Source organism: Gluconacetobacter sacchari, from assembly GCF_014174255.1.
Lineage (GTDB): Bacteria > Pseudomonadota > Alphaproteobacteria > Acetobacterales > Acetobacteraceae > Gluconacetobacter > Gluconacetobacter sacchari.
This window is the reverse complement of record NZ_JABEQJ010000015.1, coordinates 59,713-78,662: the sequence shown is the minus strand read 5'-3', so window position 1 is coordinate 78,662 and position 18,950 is coordinate 59,713. Positions and strand designations below refer to the sequence as shown.

The 18,950-nt window shown below is 61.2% G+C and carries 14 protein-coding genes; 8 read left to right on the top strand and 6 right to left on the bottom strand.

The features are described from left to right. Positions 1-77 precede the first annotated feature (77 nt). From HLH48_RS12520 to HLH48_RS12510, 3 genes are read right to left on the bottom strand one after another with little or no spacing between them, the layout of a single operon-like run. On the bottom strand, positions 78-1,868 hold the full coding sequence (locus HLH48_RS12520; protein ID WP_182997850.1) for an acyl-CoA dehydrogenase C-terminal domain-containing protein: 1,791 nt from the start codon (positions 1,866-1,868) through the stop codon (positions 78-80). Between the two features lie 19 nt (positions 1,869-1,887). Next, complete coding sequence (locus tag HLH48_RS12515; RefSeq protein WP_182997849.1) at positions 1,888-4,239, bottom strand: 3-hydroxyacyl-CoA dehydrogenase/enoyl-CoA hydratase family protein; 2,352 nt, start codon at positions 4,237-4,239, stop codon at positions 1,888-1,890. Next, a complete protein-coding gene (locus HLH48_RS12510) occupies positions 4,239-5,378 on the bottom strand; it encodes a thiolase family protein (protein ID WP_182997848.1) in 1,140 nt (379 codons plus the stop codon). Before HLH48_RS12510 ends, HLH48_RS12515 begins: the two co-directional genes overlap by 1 nt. Positions 5,379-5,963: 585 nt before the next feature. Here HLH48_RS12510 and HLH48_RS12505 point away from each other — a divergent pair. The 8 genes from HLH48_RS12505 (at position 5,964) to HLH48_RS12470 (ending at position 15,884) form a co-directional block, all read left to right on the top strand. Beyond that, positions 5,964-7,595 carry an electron transfer flavoprotein-ubiquinone oxidoreductase gene (locus HLH48_RS12505; RefSeq protein ID WP_182997847.1) on the top strand — a complete coding sequence of 544 codons (1,632 nt, stop codon included), beginning with the start codon at positions 5,964-5,966 and terminating at the stop codon, positions 7,593-7,595. Positions 7,596-7,629: 34 nt separating this feature from the next. Next, entirely contained in the window at positions 7,630-8,379 is a 750-nt protein-coding gene (locus tag HLH48_RS12500; RefSeq protein WP_182997846.1) for an electron transfer flavoprotein subunit beta/FixA family protein, read from the top strand. Positions 8,380-8,381: 2 nt separating this feature from the next. Next, on the top strand, positions 8,382-9,317 hold the full coding sequence (locus HLH48_RS12495) for an electron transfer flavoprotein subunit alpha/FixB family protein (protein WP_182997845.1): 936 nt from the start codon (positions 8,382-8,384) through the stop codon (positions 9,315-9,317). Between the two features lie 322 nt (positions 9,318-9,639). Beyond that, the gene (locus HLH48_RS12490; RefSeq protein WP_182997844.1) at positions 9,640-10,941 is read left to right on the top strand and encodes an OmpP1/FadL family transporter; all 1,302 of its coding nucleotides are present in this window, start codon (positions 9,640-9,642) and stop codon (positions 10,939-10,941) included. 11 nt (positions 10,942-10,952) lie between these two features. After that, the gene (locus HLH48_RS12485; protein ID WP_182997843.1) at positions 10,953-12,611 is read left to right on the top strand and encodes a long-chain-fatty-acid--CoA ligase; all 1,659 of its coding nucleotides are present in this window, start codon (positions 10,953-10,955) and stop codon (positions 12,609-12,611) included. Positions 12,612-12,965: 354 nt separating this feature from the next. Beyond that, entirely contained in the window at positions 12,966-13,202 is a 237-nt protein-coding gene (locus tag HLH48_RS12480; protein ID WP_182997842.1) for a hypothetical protein, read from the top strand. A 249-nt stretch (positions 13,203-13,451) separates the two neighbouring features. Next, positions 13,452-14,174 (top strand): class I SAM-dependent methyltransferase, encoded by a 723-nt coding sequence (locus HLH48_RS12475; RefSeq protein ID WP_182997841.1) that lies wholly within the window; start codon positions 13,452-13,454, stop codon positions 14,172-14,174. A 186-nt stretch (positions 14,175-14,360) separates the two neighbouring features. After that, positions 14,361-15,884 carry a glycosyltransferase family 4 protein gene (locus tag HLH48_RS12470; protein ID WP_182997840.1) on the top strand — a complete coding sequence of 508 codons (1,524 nt, stop codon included), beginning with the start codon at positions 14,361-14,363 and terminating at the stop codon, positions 15,882-15,884. Between the two features lie 82 nt (positions 15,885-15,966). Here the strand turns inward: HLH48_RS12470 and HLH48_RS12465 are convergent, their stop codons facing one another. The 3 genes from HLH48_RS12465 to HLH48_RS12455 all read right to left on the bottom strand — a co-directional run bounded on the left by HLH48_RS12465 (position 15,967) and on the right by HLH48_RS12455 (position 18,930). Then, entirely contained in the window at positions 15,967-16,689 is a 723-nt protein-coding gene (locus HLH48_RS12465; protein ID WP_182997839.1) for a glycosyltransferase family 25 protein, read from the bottom strand. 50 nt (positions 16,690-16,739) lie between these two features. Then, entirely contained in the window at positions 16,740-17,891 is a 1,152-nt protein-coding gene (gene glf, locus HLH48_RS12460; RefSeq protein WP_182997838.1) for a UDP-galactopyranose mutase, read from the bottom strand. A gap of 145 nt (positions 17,892-18,036) precedes the next feature. After that, complete coding sequence (locus tag HLH48_RS12455) at positions 18,037-18,930, bottom strand: DMT family transporter (RefSeq protein WP_182997837.1); 894 nt, start codon at positions 18,928-18,930, stop codon at positions 18,037-18,039. Between the last annotated feature and the right edge of the window lie 20 nt (positions 18,931-18,950).

The following is an 18,950-nucleotide window of genomic DNA, read 5'->3' as shown; positions in this document are numbered from 1 at the left end:
CTCCAGAATGCGGACCGCTCCGGCACGAACTGCCGCCCCGCTCCCTGGCCGGATGCCGGAGCGGGGCGACAATCGCATCAGAACGCGTCGTCGGCCAAGGCCATCATCGACGCTTTTCCCGCCTTGATCTTCAGATAGAGCGACGCCGATTCCGGAAGAACACGGTCGTAGAAGAAGCGGGCGGATGCGATCTTCGCGCCATAGAACGCCTGGTCCGGCCCGGCGGCGAAGGATTTCGGCACCGCCACAGCCACCGTCCGCGCCCAGAGATAAGCCAGCGAGACCAGCCCGATCAGGCGCAGATAATCCGTCGCGGCAGCCCCGGCTTCTTCGGGGTCCCTCATCCCGCGCTCGGCGATCTGCCCGGTCGCGAGTTGCAGCGCGCCGAACGCGCGTTCCAGCCCGGTGACCATCTCGCCCAGCAGCGGATTCTCCTTGTTCTCCGCGATGAAGGCCGCGATGGGATGAAACAGCCCCCGCAGATTGCGCCCCATATGCGGCGGCAGCTTGCGCCCCACCAGATCGAGCGCCTGAATGCCGTTCGTGCCCTCGTAGATCATCGCAATCCGCGAATCCCGCACGAACTGCTCGACACCATGATCGGCGATATAACCATGCCCGCCATAGGTCTGGACCGCCAGATTGGCCGATTCAAAACCCAGGTCCGTGAACATCGCCTTCACCACCGGTGTCATCAGCGCCACGAAATCCTCGGCATCGCGACGCTGGCGCTCGTCCGTGGCATGCTCGGCCACGTCCAGGGTCATCGCCACCCACGCACCCAGCGCCCGACAGCCCTCGGCATTGACGCGCATGGTCATCAGCATCCGCCGCACATCGGGATGCACCACGATCGGGTCGGCCGGCAACGCCGGATACTTGGTCCCCGCCAGCGACCGCCCCTGTAGGCGCTCCTTCGCGTAGGCCACGGCGCTCTGGTACGAAACCTCGGCGATCCCCAACCCCTGAATGCCAACGCCCAGGCGCTCGGCATTCATCATCGCGAACATCGCCTGCATCCCCTTGTGCGGGGCGCCGACCAGCCAGCCCTTCGCATCGTCGAAGGCCAGTTGACAGGTGGCCGAAGCCTTGATGCCCATCTTGTGCTCGATACCGGTGCAGAGCACGCCATTGCGCTCGCCCGGCGTCCCGTCCTCGCGGGGCAGGAATTTCGGCACCAGGAACAGGCTGATCCCCTTGATCCCGGCAGGCGCGTCCGACAACCGCGCCAGCACCAGATGGATGATATTCTCCGACAGGTCATGTTCCCCGGCCGAGATGAAGATCTTCGCTCCGCTGATACGGTACGTCCCGTCCTGCTGCGGTACCGCCTTGGTGCGCAGCAGGCCCAGGTCGGTGCCGCAATGCGCCTCGGTCAGGCACATGCTGCCCGACCATTCGCCGCTGATCATCTTCGGCAGATACAGCGCCTTCAGCTCTTCCGACCCATATTTGCGCAGCGCCACCATCGCACCGCCCGTCAGGCCCGGATACAGCCCGAAAGACAGGTTGGTCGCGCAGATCATCTCGGAGAGCATCATGCCGATGGTCTCGGGCAGGCCCTGTCCGCCGAATTCCGGCGGTGCCGACAAGGCCGACCAGCCGCCCTCGCAGAACTGCCGGTAGGCGTCACGAAACCCTTTGGGCGTCGTGACGACACCGTTTTCCAGCCGGCAGCCCTCCCGGTCGCCCGACCCGTTCAGCGGCAACAGCACCTCGGAGGTGAATTTCCCCCCCTCCTCCAGCACCGTCTCCGCCAGGTCGGCATCGACTTCGGAAAACGCATCGAGCGTGGTCAGCCGCGAAAAATCATGCAGTTCGGTCAGCACGAACTTCATGTCGCGCAGGGGTGGTGTATAGGTTTGCATCTCTCTGGTTCCCCTTGCGTCAGTTTCTGAGGGGCTTGCCGGTTTCGAGCATGTGCTCGATCCGGTCCAATGTCGGAATGCTCTCGATCAGATCAATGAACGCCGCGCGTTCCAGCCCGAGCATCTCCTCCTCCGTCACGATCTCCGTCGCGTCGTGGTCGCCACCCGTCAGGATGAAGGCCAGCTTCCCCGCGACCGTCACGTCATGGGGCGTCGCGATCCCCTGCCGCGCCATCCCGTCCACCGCCATGTCGAGCGCAAGCTTCCCACCCGCGCCCGCCAGACGGAATTCCGGCTTCGGCGGCGGCTGGTATCCCTCGACCAACGACAGCGCCAGCGCCTTCGCGTCGGCCAGGAGCCGGTCGCGATTCATGGTGATGCCGTCGCGATCACGCAGGATATGCATCCGCCGCGCCTCGGCCGCCGATTTCGAAACCCGCGCGGTGGCGATCATCTCGAACACCTCGCGCGTCGGCGGCATCGGTCCCTTGGCCGTGCGCGGGTCGGCCCGCAGCCGATCGAGCATCTCGCCACAGCCGCCCCAGCCGGGGATCAGCCCCACACCGCATTCCACCAGCCCGATATAGCTCTCGGCATGGGCCTGGATGGCGTCGGAGTGCAGCACGATCTCGCACCCACCGCCCAGCGCCATGCCGGCCGGCGCCGCCACCACGGGGAACGGCGCGTATTTCAGCGTCTTGTAAACGCTCTGCCCGCGCACGACGAGTTTCCTGATCTCCCCCCAGGCCGCCATGTTCGCCGCGAACGCCGCGAGGCCGAGATTCGCCCCGGCCGAAAAATGGACGGCATCCGAATAGAGCACGAGCGCCTTGAAATGCTCTCCGACATGGGCGATCGATTTTTCAAGGATCGCCATGACGCTCTCATCGAACGTGTTCATCTTGGTGGTGATCTCGAAACACGCCACCCCGTCGCCGATATCCCACAGCGCGCCCGCCTTGCTCGACAGCACCGGCTTGCCGCGCTTGCGGAAATCGCCCAGCAGGATCACGCCGTCGGGCCGCGCCACCGGATGATAGGCGCCATCGACGCCGAAGGCATGCGTCACGCCATCCCGGTCCTGGTAGAACCGCCCGTCCCCGACCGCGTCGATCAGCGCCGGCACCGCGATCCCTTCCTGGCGCAGCAGCGACGCCAGCTTCGCGGCCCCGATCTGGTCGATCAGCGCGAACGGCCCCTTCTTCCAGTTGAAGCCAAGCTCCATCGCCCTGTCGATACCGACGATATCGTCCGAGATCTCGGGCACCAGTGACGCCGCATAGGCCAGCGTCTCGCCCATGACCTTGCGCGCGTAGGCGCCGAACCGGTCGCCCGAGGCCAGCAGCCCGGCCGCGTCGCCTGCTCCCGCCGGCAGCGAGAACCGTTCGGACACCGCATAGGCGCCGGTGGCCAGATCGATCGATTCCTTGACCTTGCCGCCGCCCGCCTTGTTGATGCGATAGAAGCCGCCCTTGCCCTTGCGGCCGGTATAGCCCCCCTCGATCATCTTCCCGATCAGCGGCAGATCGTCGGCGAACGCATGATACCGGTCGCCGGCGGCCAGCAGCGATTTCATGCTGGCCGAGATATGCGGCATCAGGTCGATGCCCACCAGATCCAGCAGGCCGAACACGCCGGTCTTGGGAATGCCGAACGGCCGGCCGATGATCGCGTCGACCTGTTCCACCGTCAGTCCGTGGTCCAGCGCCACGCGGGCCGCCACCTGCATCCAGAACGTGCCGATGCGGTTGGCGATGAAGCCCGCCGTGTCCTTGGCCCGCACGACGGTCTTGCCCAGCCGGCGGTCGCAGAAATCAGCAACCGCCGCGACGTGCGCGGGGTCGGTCGCAGGCCCAGCCACCACCTCCAGCAGCCGCATGTAGCGCGGCGGGTTGAAGAAGTGGGTAATCAGGAAATCGCGCGCGAACCCCTCCGGCAATCCCTCCACCAGCCGCGCCAGCGGAATGGTCGAGGTGTTCGACGACACCGGCGTTCCCGGGCGCCGCACCTCGTCAAGCCGGCGATACAGCGCCTGCTTGAGGTCCAGCCGCTCGATGATGACCTCGACCACCCAGTCACACTCGGCAACCCGGGCCAGATCGTCGTCAATATTGCCGGTGGCGATCAGTTTCGCCGCCGCCGGGTCCATGAAGGGCGCCGGATCGGTCTTCAGCGCCTTGGCGATGGCGCCATTGGCCAGCGCGTTCGGGTCCGCCCCGTCCGCCTTGCGGTCCAGCAGCAGCACCGGCACCCCGGCATTGGCGATCTGGGCGGCGATCCCCGCCCCCATCACGCCCGAACCGATCACGCAGACGCGGGAGAAGGCCGGCCGTGCGCCGTCCACCCCGCCAGATGTGACATCCTGGGTCATCAGATGCGCTCCAAGACCGTGGCGATGCCCTGTCCACCGCCGATGCATTGCGTGGCCAGCGCGTAGCGCGCACCCTCGCGTTCCAGAAGCTGCGCCGCCTTGCCGACGATCCGCGCGCCCGTGGCACCCAGCGGATGCCCCAGCGCGATCGCGCCACCATCGATATTCAGCGTCTGGTCCCGCACGCCAAGCTCACGCATGCAGGCGATCGACTGCGAGGCAAAGGCCTCGTTCAGCTCGACGACGCCGATATCCTCGATCGTGATCCCGGCGCGTTCCAGCGCCTTGCGCGACGACAGGATCGGCCCCAGCCCCATCACCTCCGGCTCGCAGCCGGAAATGGCGATCGAGCGGATGCGCGCCATCTTCGGCAGCCCCTTGCGATCGGCATACGCCTCCGAGCAGACCAGCACCGAAGCCGCCCCGTCGGTCAGGGGCGATGACGTCCCCGCCGTCACCGTGCCGGCGGCGGCGTCGAAGGCCGGCTTCAGCCCGGCCAGTCCCTCGGCGGTGGTATCCGGACGCGGGCAGCCATCGGTCGAAACCACGCCGTCACGCGTCTGGATCGGCACGATCTCGGCTTCCAGCCGTCCGGCGGCGATGGCATCGCGCGCCCGGGCCTGGCTGCGCAGCGCGAACTGTTCCTGCTGCTCACGGCCGATCTCGTATTTCCGGGCCACGTTCTCCGCGGTGATGCCCATGTCCATATAGGCACCCGGCCGCTTCTTGTAGAGCGCCGGATTGGGCAGCGGATTGAACCCACCCATGGGGATGCGCGTCATGCTCTCGACGCCGGCGCAGATAAAGGCCTCGCCCGCCCCCATCCGGATCGCCCCGGCCGCCATATGGACCGACTGCATCGAGGATCCGCAGAAACGGTTGACCGTCACCCCGCCGACCGACAGCGGCAGGTCGCTCAGCAGCGCCACGATCCGGCCCAGATTGAACCCTTGCTCTCCTTCGGGAAACGCACAGCCAAGGATCAGGTCCTCGATATCCTCCGGCGCGATCCCCGTGCGCTCCACCAGGCCACGCACGACCTGGGCGGCTATATCGTCGGGGCGCGTCCTGACGAACTGCCCCTTGCGCGCGAGCTGAAACGGCGATCGCGCATAACCTGCGATGACAACGGAATTCATGAGTAGCGCTCCTGGCAATGCCCCCGTTCACCATGCCTAACGTTTGTTCGAACAGGAGGCGCGCGTTGTGCCCCGCCTTGATAATTGAATGATGGCCTCTCGGCAAAGACGCTTTGTCGTGATGACACGATTCCTTGATTGATCCCGCCTCCGTCCATGGCGGAAAAATTCCAGGGCAGATAAAAAACCACTTTCTATATCAACATATTATTTCAAAACCCTCACCCGACCGCACCACGAAGACCCTATACGAACGACCGTTAGAATTTTTCCGCGGCCGCGCGGATTCCCATGGCCGCCGGCAATCGCGGGCCAGATTCGCACTCACGATCCGCGGAAAGCCATCAGGCGATCTCAAATATGTGACGAAGCGCCACTCCAGGAACAATTCCTTTTCTTATCATCATTCTACCACGTTTCTTTCCACGCCCGCCCGTCCCTCGGCCCCGCATCTTCCGCCACCCCCTACCTATCGACTGTTCGAAAAAAAAACGACGCGATATAGACTTCACCTTGTTGAACGGTATCCCGCGCATCAGATGCCGCTCCGGGGCGCGCCGGTACCCGAATGCTGGAGACATTTGTATGACCCAACGGGACATCATGGAGTTCGACATCGTGATCGTCGGCGGCGGCCCGGCCGGGCTGGCGGCGGCGATCAGGCTGAAACAGCTCCTGCCCGACGAATCCGTCTGCCTGGTCGAAAAGGGCAGCGAGATCGGCGCGCACATCGTCTCCGGCGCGGTCATCGAGCCCCGGGCCCTCGACGAACTGCTGCCCGACTGGGCCGACCGCGACGCCCCGCTCACCACCAGGGTCACGCGAGAGGAGATGTATTTCCTGACCCAACGCAAGGCGTTCCGTATTCCTGCCCTGGCCCGTGTCATGCCGCACCTCGCCAATCACGGGAATTTCGTCGTCAGCCTGGGCGATGTCTGCCGCTGGCTGGCCGCACAGGCCGAAGCGATGGGCGTCGAGATCTATCCCGGCTTCGCCGCGGCCGACGTGCTGATCGAAAACGGGCGGGTCGCCGGCATCGTCACCGGCGACATGGGGGTCACCCGCGACGGCGCCCAGGGCCCGAACTTCGCACCCGGCATGGAACTGCGCGGCAGATATACCCTGTTCGCCGAAGGCTGCCGCGGCTCCCTGACCAAGCGCGTCATGGCCCATTTCAACCTGCGCGCGGGCGTCGATCCGCAGACCTATGGCCTGGGGATCAAGGAGGTATGGGAAATCCCCGCCGAACGTCACGAGCCCGGCCTGGTACTGCACAGTTTCGGCTGGCCGATGGACGATCGCACCTATGGGGGCGCCTGGCTCTACCATTTCGGCAGGAACCTGGTCTCCTACGGCTTCGTCACCGGGCTCGACTACGCCAATCCCTGGCTCTCGCCCTATGACGAGATGCAGCGGACCAAGCTCCACCCGGTTTTCCGCCCCTATTTCGAAGGCGGCCGCCGGCTGATCTACGGTGCCCGCGCGCTGTCCGAGGGCGGCCTGCAATCCCTCCCCCGCCTCACATTCCCCGGCGGCGCGCTGGTCGGCGACGCGGCGGGCTTTCTCAACACGCCCAAGATCAAGGGCACCCACACGGCGATGAAATCCGGCATGCTCGCGGCCGAGGCCGTGGCCGCCGCCTATACGGCGGACGCGCCGGAACCCGACACGTTCACCGACCGGCTCCAGGCTTCATGGCTGCATCAGGAACTCTCGGCGGCGCGCAATATCCGCCCCGCCTTCGCCCGCTGGGGCACGATGCGCGGCGCGCTCTATGCCGGGATCGATGCCGCCATCCTGCGCGGCCGGGCGCCATGGACATTGCATTTCCGCCACGCGGACCACGAGACCCTGCGCCCCGCCGCCGCCTGCCCGCCCCCCGTGTACCCGAAGCCCGACGGCACGGTCACCTTCGACAAGCTGTCCTCGGTCTTCCTGTCCAACACCAACCACGCCGAGGACCAGCCGATCCATCTCCGCCTGCGCGATCCGGCCCTGTGGAAACCGGTCAACTGGGACATCTACCGCGCGCCCGAGATCCGCTATTGCCCCGCCGGGGTCTACGAAGTCGCCGATCCCGACAGCACCCCCCGGCTTACGATCAACGCCCAGAACTGCGTGCATTGCAAAACCTGCGACATCAAGGACCCGCCGCAGAATATCGACTGGTACACGCCCGAGGGCGGCGGCGGCCCCAACTATCCCGGCGGCATGTAACCCGCGCCCGTTTCCTCCATCCCACTGAGGCACCATGAAAATCCTTGTTCCCATCAAGAGAGTCGTCGATTACAACGTCAAGGTCCGCGTCAGGCGCGACGGCACGGGCGTCGAGACCGCCGGCGTCAAGATGTCGATGAACCCATTCGACGAAATCGCGGTCGAGGAAGCCCTGCGCCTGCGCGAAAAAGGTGCCGCCGATGACATCGTGGTCGTCTCGGTCGGCGTCCCCCAGGCGGCGGACACGCTGCGCACCGCTCTGGCCATGGGCGCCGACCGCGCCATCCTGGTCCAATCAGAGGAAAGCCCCGAGCCGCTTGCCGTCGCCAAGATCCTGAAAACCCTCGTCGAACGGGAAAAGCCCGATCTGGTCATCCTCGGCAAGCAGGCCATCGACGACGACATGAACGCGACCGGACAGATGCTCGCCGGTCTGCTGGACTGGCCGCAGGCCACCTTCGCCAGCCGCGTCGAGAAGACCGACGACGGCCTGACGGTCACGCGGGAGGTCGATGGCGGATCGGAAACCCTCTCCCTCACGCTGCCCGCCATCGTCACCGCCGACCTGCGCCTGAACGAGCCGCGCTACGCTTCCCTGCCCAACATCATGAAGGCGAAGAAGAAGCCACTCGACACCATCGCGGCCGCCGATCTCGGCATCGACCTGACACGCCGCCTCACCATGCTTTCGATGGCCGAACCCCCGACCCGCAAGGCGGGCGTCAAACTCGGCAGCGTCGCCGAACTGGTCGAAAAACTCCGCAACGAAGCCAAGGTGATCTGATCATGACCGCGCTCGTCCTCCTCGATGCCGAAGACGGCACCATCCCGCAGACCTCCCGCTCGGCCATCGCGGCCGCCGCGACGCTCGGCGAGATCGACGTGCTGGTCACCGGCGGCCCGGACACCATCCAGGCCGCCGCCGCCAGCGCCGCGAAACTCCCGGGCATCCGCAAGGTCCGCACCGCCGCGGGCGAGGCCTTCGCCCACGGCCTGGCAGAGCCGCTGGCGGCGCTGATCGTCGCCCTGGCGCCGGAATACGATCACATCCTCGCCGCCGCGACCGCCATCGGCAAAAGCGCCCTGCCCCGCGCCGCCGCGCGGCTCGATGTCCAGATCATTCCCGATGTCATGGACATCAAGGACGCCGAGACCTTCGTGCGCCCGATCTTCGCCGGCAACGCACTGGTCACGCTGCGTTCCTCCGACGCAAAAAAACTCCTCACCATCCGCACCGCCAGCTTCGACCCGGTGCCCGCCGAAGGCGGCAACGCCCCGATCGAAGCCGTGACGCCCCCTTCCAGCGCGGAAAAATCGCGCTTCCTCTCCGCGGAACATTCCAGCACCGAACGTCCGCAGCTCGAGGCCGCGCGGGTCATCGTCTCCGGCGGCCGCGGCATGCAGAGCGCCGAGGGCTTCAAGATCCTCGAACCCCTGGCCGACAAGCTCGGCGCCGCCATCGGCGCCTCGCGCGTCGCCGTCGATGCCGGCTTCGTCCCCAACGACTACCAGGTCGGCCAGACCGGCAAGATCGTCGCTCCGGACCTCTACATCGCCTGCGGCATTTCCGGCGCCATCCAGCATCTGGCGGGCATGAAGGACAGCAAGGTGATCGTCGCCATCAACAAGGACGAGGATGCGCCGATCTTCCAGGTGGCCGATTACGGCCTGGTGGGCGACCTGTTCCAGATCGTGCCCGCCCTGACGGCGGCACTGGAATAAGCCCCCGGCGCCGCATACCGCAACCAAACGATCGTTATGCAAAAAAAACGGCCCCGTCGGGGCCGATGATCCTCGTTGCCAAAAACACTCCCGGCACGGCATGCATCGGAACTTTCGACGACTCATGACGTTCTGCGCCGCCATTTCCGGCATTTTGATCGAGAGAGTGTGAAGCACCGCCTTTCCGATTTCCACCCTGATTTCCTTGCATGGCAGACATTCGAAGCTCATAGTTTTCCACGGATAAGACACATGGAGACCCCACTCGCCCACCCAACCTATCAAATGTTTGGTTTGAAAAGCTGAGATGGTCAGTCCAATAATGAAAAATAAAATCACGCTGATGACATGCAGCGCCCTCATCACCCAGACACTGCTCTGCTCCGGTCATCAGGCGCTCGCTTCGGGTTTCGCCCTGCGTGAGACCGATGCCATCTCGCTGGGCAATGCCTATGTCGGCTCCGTCAGCCGCGCCAGCGACGCCTCGACGGTCTTGCAGAACCCCGCAGGCATGTCCTTCCTGGACTCCAGCGAAATGGAAGGCAACGTCTTCTATGCCGGCCCGATCGCCCGCTTCTCGGGTCAGAACTATCTGGGCCCGGGCATCACCACGCCGGGCGTGCAGGGTAATCGCGGCATCACCGACGCAGCCACGGCCGCCGGATACGGCGTCCTGAAAATCGATCCGCACTGGGCGATCGGCTACGGCTTCTATACCCCATATGGCCAGCGCGCCAACTATCCCTCCAACTGGGTCGGGCGGTACCAGAGCCTGGTCAGCTCGGTCACCGATTACGAACTCGGGATCATGGCGTCCTACCGGTTCAACAAGCGCTTGTCGATCGGCATCGGTCCCCGCATGGGCTTTCTCTCCGGCCGCTTCACGCGCGATCTCAATCTGGGTGCCCTGAACGCCTTCGGGCCGACGGGGGTCGACATGGCGGGCAACGCGTTCGGCTTCGGCTATGACGCCGGCATCCTCTACAAGCCCGACGACGCGACCCAGATCGGCATCAACTACCAGTCGCGCATTTCCTACGACCTCTCGACGCGGACGAAATTCTCCCCCCCGCCGATGCTGGCCGCCAATCCGCTGGTCAACGGCTCGCTGATCGCGCAGAGCGGACATGGCGCGATGCAGGTCACCCTGCCCGACAGCGTCTCGTTCGGCATCACCCGCGTTCTCTCCCCGCGCTGGACGATCATGCTCCAGGGAGAATGGACGCATTGGTCCCTGCTGCACTCGCTGAACAACGTGTCGGACCACCCTGGCGGCGCCAGCACGTCGATCCCCGTCAACTGGCGCAATAGCTGGTTCGGCGGCATCGGGGCGACGTATCGCGTCTCGAAGGCCGTGCTCCTCCGTGGTGGCTTCAGCTACGACCAGAGCCCGACGACCGTCCACAACCGCAATACGATCACCCCCGATACCAACCGTTTCGATCTGGGTACCGGCATCGACTACACGCCGTTCAAGCGCCTGACGCTCACCCTGTCCTACGCCCACATCTTCGGCACCAATCCCAAGATCAACGATGCCGCCTCCCCGACCTCCGGACGGATCATCGGTACCTACAATGATTACGGCAATATCGTCGCCTTCGGCGTGCGGACACGTTTCTGAAGGGTATCCCCATGAACGTCATGAATGAGAATACAATCCTGCGCCCCGCCGCCTCCGGCGATTCGATCCAGGATCTTTTCGAACTGCTGCGTGTTTCGACATTTCGCAGCCCCAACGCCCTCGCCATCGATTTCCTCGGGCGGAAGCTGACCTATCGCGACCTCTTCCAGGCAGTGGAGCATGTCGCGGGCGGCCTCAAGGATATCGGCGTCTCCCGGGGCGACCGCGTCGCGCTCTCGCTGCCCAACACACCCTACGCGGTTATCTTCTTCTTCGCGGTGCAGCGTGTCGGCGGCATCGTCGTCAACCTCAATCCGCTCTATGTCCAGCACGAAGTCCACCAGATCCTCAAGACCGCAGACGTCTCGGTTCTCGTGATCTCCGACCTCACCGCCATTGCCGAACCCGCCTATCGGGCATCGGAAAATACGTCGGTCCGCCGCGTCGTCGTCTGCCCGTTCGCGCACGCGCTGCCGCCGGTCAAGTCGGCCCTGTTCAAGGTCCTGAAAGCGAAGGACATCCACCATTTCCCGGCCGACAAGCGCATCGTCACCTATGACACGCTGTCCCACAGCAAGACGGTGGCCAGGCATGTCGCGCTCGACCCGCTGCATGACGTCGCCGTCCTGCAGTTCACCGGCGGCACCACGGGCCTTCCCAAGGCGGCCAAGCTCACCCATGGCAATCTCCTGGCGAACATCGAACAGGTCAAGGACATGGCGCGCGATGCTCTGCTCGAGCCGCCGGTGACGCTGGGCATCCTGCCGCTGTTTCATGTCTTCGCGCTGATGGCGGTCATGCTGCTCACGATCGATCGGGGCGGCGAGATCGTGCTGCTGCCGCGTTTCGATGCACGGTCCACGCTCGACACCATGCGCCGGGTCCGGATCACCCTGATGCCCACCGTCCCCACGATCCAGACGGCACTCCTGCGCGAACCCGACCTGTCGCCCGGCCTGTTCGCGCATATGCGCGCGATCATTTCCGGCGGCGCGCCATTGCCCGTGGCCTTGCGCAAGCGCTTCGAGGAAACGGCCAAATGCCCGGTGATCGAGGGATACGGGCTGAGCGAGACCTCGCCGGTCCTGACCCTCAACCCGCTCCACGCGGCCCGCGACGGCTCCTGCGGCAAGGTGGTCATTCACACCGACTTGCAGATCCGCAGCCTCGACGACATCAGCCAGCGCATGCCGGTGATGGAAAAGGGCGAAGTCTGCGTGCGCGGCCCCCAGGTCATGAGCGGCTACTGGCAGAGCGCGGAAAATGCCTCAGCTTTCACCCCGGACGGCTATTTCCGTACCGGTGACGTCGGCTATCTCGATGCGGACGGCTACCTTTTCCTGGTCGACCGCCTCAAGGACATCATCATCTGCGGCGGCTACAACGTCTACCCGCATGTCATCGAGGAAGCCCTCCACCGCCACCCGGCGGTGCTCGAAGCCCTGGTGATCGGCGTACCCGATCCCTATCGCGGCCAGTCTCCAAAGGCCTTCGTCACCCTGCGCCCCGATTCCACCGTCACTGCGGCCGACCTCGCGCTCCATCTGGAACACTATCTCTCCAAGATCGAACGCCCGCGCGAAATCGTCTTCCGCGATTCCCTGCCCAAGACCCTCATCGGCAAGCTGTCGCGGAAGGATCTCAAGATTCAGGAAGGAATCACCACCTGAGCGGCAGCCGTCAGCCAGCAGGCGCAACAGGGGCCATGATCCACCGCGAACACCGCACTACGCGCCTCATCATGCCGACGAAAGGGCTACGCCCCGCGTCCGCGCACGGTCCATCCATCGAATGCGCACGGCGCCGGCCGCGGGGATGGGGCATGCCCACCCCGTCAAAGTCCTCCGAATGAACGAACCCGACACCGCACCCCGGATATAGACGTCTGCCATCGACGTCTGCGCGAAATGTGGCCAAGGCCCTTTCCGCACGCTTCTCACCGCCCCCTCCATGTCATTTTTTCCCTTCCCTTTTTGCCGGTATCGTCCATACGTCGGCCGTCCAGCAGGAAGAAGGGGGACATCATGGAAGACGAAAACGACGTGGTCGTCGGCTATCTCGTGATACGGGAAATCGGCGACGACGAAGTCCAGTTCTGGGACCCGGAAGCGGGCTGGAACGACGACCCGGACGACGGCAAGCTCTACGAGACCGAAGAGGAAGCCGAACGCGACGCCGAAACCCTTCGCGCCAACAACAACGACACCATCACCGTCGAGCCGGTCTACGGCGATGACGGCGAGGATGACGAAGACGTCTGATTTCCGTCCCGCCATCATGCACCACTTCGGAGACGTATCCGAGGTGGTGCCCGCGTGCCATTTCTTCACGAATCCCAAGCGGGACATCCGATGGCACGCAACGCTCCAAGGCAAGCCCGGATATCCAGGCCATGGACAGACCATCATTACTCGATCCGATACCGAACGAATACTGCACAATATCACCTCTATATCCCGGAATATTTCTATCTCATTCTGTCACCAAGACCAACGCAGAAGATAAATTCAATGCAAAATACACCGCATGAAGACTCATCTCCTGAAGCAGCGATCGAGAAAATAATCCGCAAACGCCTCTTCGGACACAATCCAGAAGAATGCGAAGATTTTGATTTAAATAAACTTCTCCCCTTTGCTTCGGCATTGTCATCTGCGGATTATATGATGAAGCATATGTCACACGCCCGGCAGTTTGAAACAGCATCCGACTTGCACCACGCCATGCTTGAACGGGCATCGGACAATGGCTTGTATCTCGAATTCGGCGTCTATTCGGGTTGGTCGATAAATCTCATCGCCGAGCGAAAACAACACCAGACAATTTTCGGTTTCGATTCCTTCCAGGGACTGCCCGAAAAATGGCGAGACGGCTACGATGCCGGGCATTTCGCACGAGACGATCTTCCGGAAGTCAGAAGCAATGTCCAACTTATAAAGGGCTGGTTTGATCACACTTTACCATTATTTCTCGACCACGTTTCATCCATACCTGTCTCGTACCTCCACGTCGACTGTGACATGTACTCTTCGACTGTGACAATTTTCAATAATCTGCGAAAAAATATAGTTCCAGGCTCAATAATCGTCTTCGATGAATATTTTAACTACCCCTACTGGGAGCAACATGAATTCAAGGCATTTCAGGAATATATCTCATCGTCCGGACAGAAATACAAATATATTGGCGTCGTACCCCGTCACCAGCAAGTCGCGGTTCAAATACTTGGCTAAGGGAAAATAGCACGATCCGCTCGAAGCCTATGCGCAAAGACATGCTGCGGGCAAGAGCGACCCGAAATAGGGCCGCGCTCGCCGAATCGACCCCAGACAGGTTCTTATGCTCTGGAGGCTTGATCACAAGAAGAAATGAAATTAATATTCCATTAACATGGATCCATTTCTGAATGAGACACTTTAATGAAAATCGCTTTATTCAATTGGGCCCCCATTCATGGGAATTTCGACGAGGGTGGCGGCGCAGGCATTTATCTGAAAAACATCGCCCATGCCCTTTCGGAGCGGGGTCACGACGTCACTGTTTTATCCAGCGGCTTTTTCTATGATTTGACCAATAAGAATATTTTTCTGAGGCGCCACATAGAAAAAAAAAGCAATATCCGCTATATTGATATTATCAACAGCCGTGTAATCGCTCCTGCATACGCAATGTTCCACAATATCGAACTTTGCATGCATGAAGAAAGCACCAAAAATGCGGTCAGGACATTTCTTCTCGATTGCGGACCTTTTGATATTTTACATATTCAGAATATCGAAGGCATTCCATTCAGCACTCTGGAGTTACGCTCCGAATTTCCAAATACTAAATTTATATTATCCAATCACAATTACCATGCCATTTGCCAACAGGTGAATTTATGGTACAATGAAGAGTCGTCCTGTGGCGATTATTATGATGGCATCGCGTGCTATTCATGCATGACCAATCAGATACAATTCCCGCATTTTTTTGCGATCCGAGCTCTCACAACCCGTTTCAATAGAAAACTCGTTCCGGACGACCAGCAATCGATCATTAACTTCATAATGAGTTATAAGGAACTCGATTTAACATGGTTCAATGACTTCAAAATATACGACAAGTCCTTTGATAAAAGATCAATCGATTTATATGGAAAAAACAAGTTCTTCTATAGAAGACACAAGGCCGTTCAGCTTATAAACGACCATATCGACCATATCCTGTCCGTCTCCGAGTGCGTCGAGGATATCGTTGTGAAATATGGCATGGACCCGCGAAAATCCATCGTAAGCTATATCGGTACAAGGCATTTTTCCGGCACATTCGAACGGAAGAAACGTTTCGATCCGGAGAAATTGAATATCTGCTTCATGGGATATGCCAGAAAGGATAAAGGATTTTATTTTTTACTCGATGCTTTTTCAAATATGCCCACCGACTTGCATGGTAAACTATCTCTCACGTTCGCTGGAAAAATCGAAAACGAAATCGACCTCAACAGGCTGAGATCCCTGGAGAGATATCTTTCGGGCATCACGATTGTAAAGCAATATACGCACGCCGATATTCCACTCATACTATCGACGATCGATATCGGCGTGGTCCCGCCCCTGTGGTACGATGCCTTGCCCCAGGTCGCCATCGAATTCGTGTGCAACGGGGTGCCCATCCTCGTTTCGGACAAAGGTGGTCAGAAAGAAATCATAAACCACGATGATTTCGTATTTACCGGCGGCGATATCCAAAGCTTCTGGAACAGGATAAGAAAGATACTCTTCAATCCGAATTCAATAGATGAATTCTGGGATGCCGGTGTGCGGGTCTACAGCATGGAAGGCCATATAGACAATCTATTGTCTATATATCATGTCGCCCCTCCAGCACGCCTCCCGACAGTCCTGCCATCCACGTCACAGTCCCCCCCGAGCCTCCCACGTTTCGAGAAGAAGCCGATATAGGCATGCACAAAACACACCTGCCCTCCCAGCCTGCTGGCAAATGCGCGCAGGCCAGGAGCGCGAATGGGGGATGTATCGGTCTTTAAATATTCAAACTGTTCGCAGTCCGATTATCAGTCAGACAGAGCGGAGGAAAACACGTATAGGCCTTCATCTCCCGATAATGCTGATTCATCAGGTGATCGATCGACGTCGCCGTAATCACTCGGTTACCAAGAGAAGAATACATGATGTCGGTCGTCTGCATCGGAAGGCAGCGCTTGATCATCTTCTCCGCCCCCTGCGGCGAAATCGCGTAGCCGCATATGCCGAACGTATGATCCAGTCGAAACGGAAGGGTCGACACCGTCATCTCGCGGAACAGATGAACGCCTTCCCGGACCGACTCCTGGGAAAAAGTGGCGACACATTTCGTAATCCCGGGCAGAAGTTCGAATTGCAGAACAGTATCCGAATTATTCCCCCAGAGAATAATGTCCCAGTCTTCCGGCAGGCTACTCAGAATACGACGGCTTTCCTCCTCGAAATTGCCGCAAAGAAAAGCGTCGTCTTCGAAAATATGGGCAGGAATGCCAGATTTCGCCACACTGCCCCATAACGCGACATGCGTCAGGCCGGACCCGATGGCGCCGGGGGTAAACCGGCAACTTTCCAGTAAAAATCCCTGCCCCCTCATCCCGTCGATATCCAGTATGGAACCATCGATGCCGGGCGCCTTGATCAGACCCTGTATATGGTCATTCGCGTTCAAGAACCGCGTCGTACGCTCGGGGGTTCTATCCAGACTGATGAAAAACGTGTTCATTTTTTACTCTCATTACGGAACATCATACACGGGCTCGCCGCCGGCGCCCGTCATCGCGGGTCGACAAAAAAAGTCGGCAGGGAAAATTCAGAAGACTGGAAAGCACGATCGATCATGTCACATGCATCCAGCGCTTCCTTGATCGTCACATCCATGTCCAGATAACGATAGGTACCGAGACGCCCCAGGAAAGAAACCTTTTTCTGCTCGCGCGCCATCTCGATATAATCGTCCAGCAAAGCCCCACCATTGACCAGTCTTACCGGGTAATATGGTATGTCATTTTTCTCAGCGGAACGACTATATTCACGAAAACATACAGTTTTTAGAAACTTATCTTTTTCCCACGGCGAAAAGTATTTATGTTCCGTGATGCGCGTATAAGGCACATCTTCATCGCAATAATTCATGACCGCGGCGCCCTGATAGGCACCGTCTTCGACGAACCGCTCAAAATCGAGTGTTCTATAGGCTAGGCGACCCATCCGGAAATTGAAATATCGATCGATCGGGCCTGTATAGAAGACATGATCGAAATCGTCTAAAACCGCTTCGAACGAACAATTCATTCTTGTTTCGAGACCATTCACGTCCAGTATGTTCCGAATGATCGCCGTATACCCGTCTTCCGGCATCCCCTGATATGGATGGCTGAAGTAATTATCATCATAATCGAAGCGCAACGGCAGGCGCTTCAAGATGGATGCCGGAAGATCCGTGGGGTCGAGTCCCCATTGCTTGCGCGTATAGCCTCGGAAAAAAGCCCTGTACAATTCCGGCCCGACCATTTTAAGGGCTTGCTCCTCGAAAGAGACCGGATCAGCGATCGAGCGATCGGCCTTTGTCTCGATAAGCGCGCGCGCCTCCTGCGGCAGCAAGGCAACGCCAAAGAACTGGTTGATCGTCAGAAGATTGACAGGCAGGGAATAAACGCGCCCGCCCGAGACCGCCTTCACGCGATTCGTATAGGGGCGAAAGGTGCCGAACCGCCGCACATAGCGCCATACACGCTCATCCGCGGTGTGAAAGATATGGGGTCCATAACGATGGACCATCACGCCCGTCTCGGCGTCCCGTTCGGTGTGGCAATTACCTCCCACATGGGGTCGCTCGTCCACCACGACCACCCTGTGGCCACCCCCGGCGAGGTGCCGGGCGATGACTGCGCCGCTAAACCCGGCGCCGACCACACAGAATTTCATGCCTTCTCCGTCTTCCGCCTTGGCGCCTCAAGGTGGGCGAGCCCCAGCGCCGCCACAGTTTGCCTCACTGATAGACGGTCCGGCATGGCATGGCCACAGGCCCGTTTTGTTCCGGATTGGGCGGGCGTCCACGCCTCCCGTCGTTTCATGCCCCCGTCCGCCTCGCGCGATCCGGATGGCCGTACGTATTGGTCAGCACGACCCCCGCCATGACGATCACGCCCCCCAGCAAGGTACGCGCGCTGGGCACTTCCCCGGTCAGCACAAACGCCAGAACCAGCGTCGCCGGCGGCAGCAGATACAGCAACCCCGCCCCTCGCGCCGCCCCCATATGGCCGATCACGAACGCCCACGCCGCATAGCCGATGGCAGCGGGAAAGATCCCAAGTTCCAGCACCGCCGCCCAGCAATGCGCCGGCGCACCCGGCAGCACCCGCAACGCCTGCGGTAACCACGGACTCAAGCAGATCGCGCCCGCGATCAGGATGTAACAGATCGTCGGCAATGCCCCGTAACGCAGCACCAACTTCTTCTGCAAAGTCGTATAGAGCGCCCCGCAGACCGCTGCCCCGACAACCATCGTCGCCCCCGACCCCAGGGCGATGCCACCCACCTGCCCCCCAGCAATCAGCACCACGCCCACGAAGCTGCACAGCGACCCAGCCCATCCCCAGAACGACAACCGTTCGCCCATCACCGCCACCGCGATCAGGGCGGCAATCAGCGGCATCGCGCTGATCAGCAGGCTCGCCGCACCGGCCGAGACAGTCACTTCCCCGGTATTGAACAGGATATTGTAAAGCGCGATCCCGATCGCCCCACACCCCCCGATACGCGGCCAGTCCCCCCGCATCGGCACCGGCGGACGCGCCCACGCCAACCACCCCCCGGCCAACAACGCCGCGATGGCATAGCGCGCGGCCGCCAGCGGCACCGGCGGCAGGTCGCGCAACGCAATCCGCACGACGGGATAGGCGCTCGCCCAGGACAGGATGGCAACGACAACAATCAGCGGCAGGAACCGCGCGGCAGTGGACATGCGTCAGGCTTCCATGCCCG

Coding starts and splice junctions, on each gene's coding strand:
- HLH48_RS12515 (WP_182997849.1), bottom strand. CDS start 4,239: ATGACCCAGGATGTCACATCTGGCGGGGTGGACGGCGCACGGCCGGCC.
- glf (WP_182997838.1), bottom strand. CDS start 17,891: ATGAAATTCTGTGTGGTCGGCGCCGGGTTTAGCGGCGCAGTCATCGCC.
- HLH48_RS12490 (WP_182997844.1), top strand. CDS start 9,640: ATGAAAAATAAAATCACGCTGATGACATGCAGCGCCCTCATCACCCAG.
- HLH48_RS12455 (WP_182997837.1), bottom strand. CDS start 18,930: ATGTCCACTGCCGCGCGGTTCCTGCCGCTGATTGTTGTCGTTGCCATC.
- HLH48_RS12520 (WP_182997850.1), bottom strand. CDS start 1,868: ATGCAAACCTATACACCACCCCTGCGCGACATGAAGTTCGTGCTGACC.
- HLH48_RS12465 (WP_182997839.1), bottom strand. CDS start 16,689: ATGAACACGTTTTTCATCAGTCTGGATAGAACCCCCGAGCGTACGACG.
- HLH48_RS12480 (WP_182997842.1), top strand. CDS start 12,966: ATGGAAGACGAAAACGACGTGGTCGTCGGCTATCTCGTGATACGGGAA.
- HLH48_RS12475 (WP_182997841.1), top strand. CDS start 13,452: ATGCAAAATACACCGCATGAAGACTCATCTCCTGAAGCAGCGATCGAG.
- HLH48_RS12495 (WP_182997845.1), top strand. CDS start 8,382: ATGACCGCGCTCGTCCTCCTCGATGCCGAAGACGGCACCATCCCGCAG.
- HLH48_RS12500 (WP_182997846.1), top strand. CDS start 7,630: ATGAAAATCCTTGTTCCCATCAAGAGAGTCGTCGATTACAACGTCAAG.
- HLH48_RS12470 (WP_182997840.1), top strand. CDS start 14,361: ATGAAAATCGCTTTATTCAATTGGGCCCCCATTCATGGGAATTTCGAC.
- HLH48_RS12510 (WP_182997848.1), bottom strand. CDS start 5,378: ATGAATTCCGTTGTCATCGCAGGTTATGCGCGATCGCCGTTTCAGCTC.
- HLH48_RS12485 (WP_182997843.1), top strand. CDS start 10,953: ATGAACGTCATGAATGAGAATACAATCCTGCGCCCCGCCGCCTCCGGC.
- HLH48_RS12505 (WP_182997847.1), top strand. CDS start 5,964: ATGACCCAACGGGACATCATGGAGTTCGACATCGTGATCGTCGGCGGC.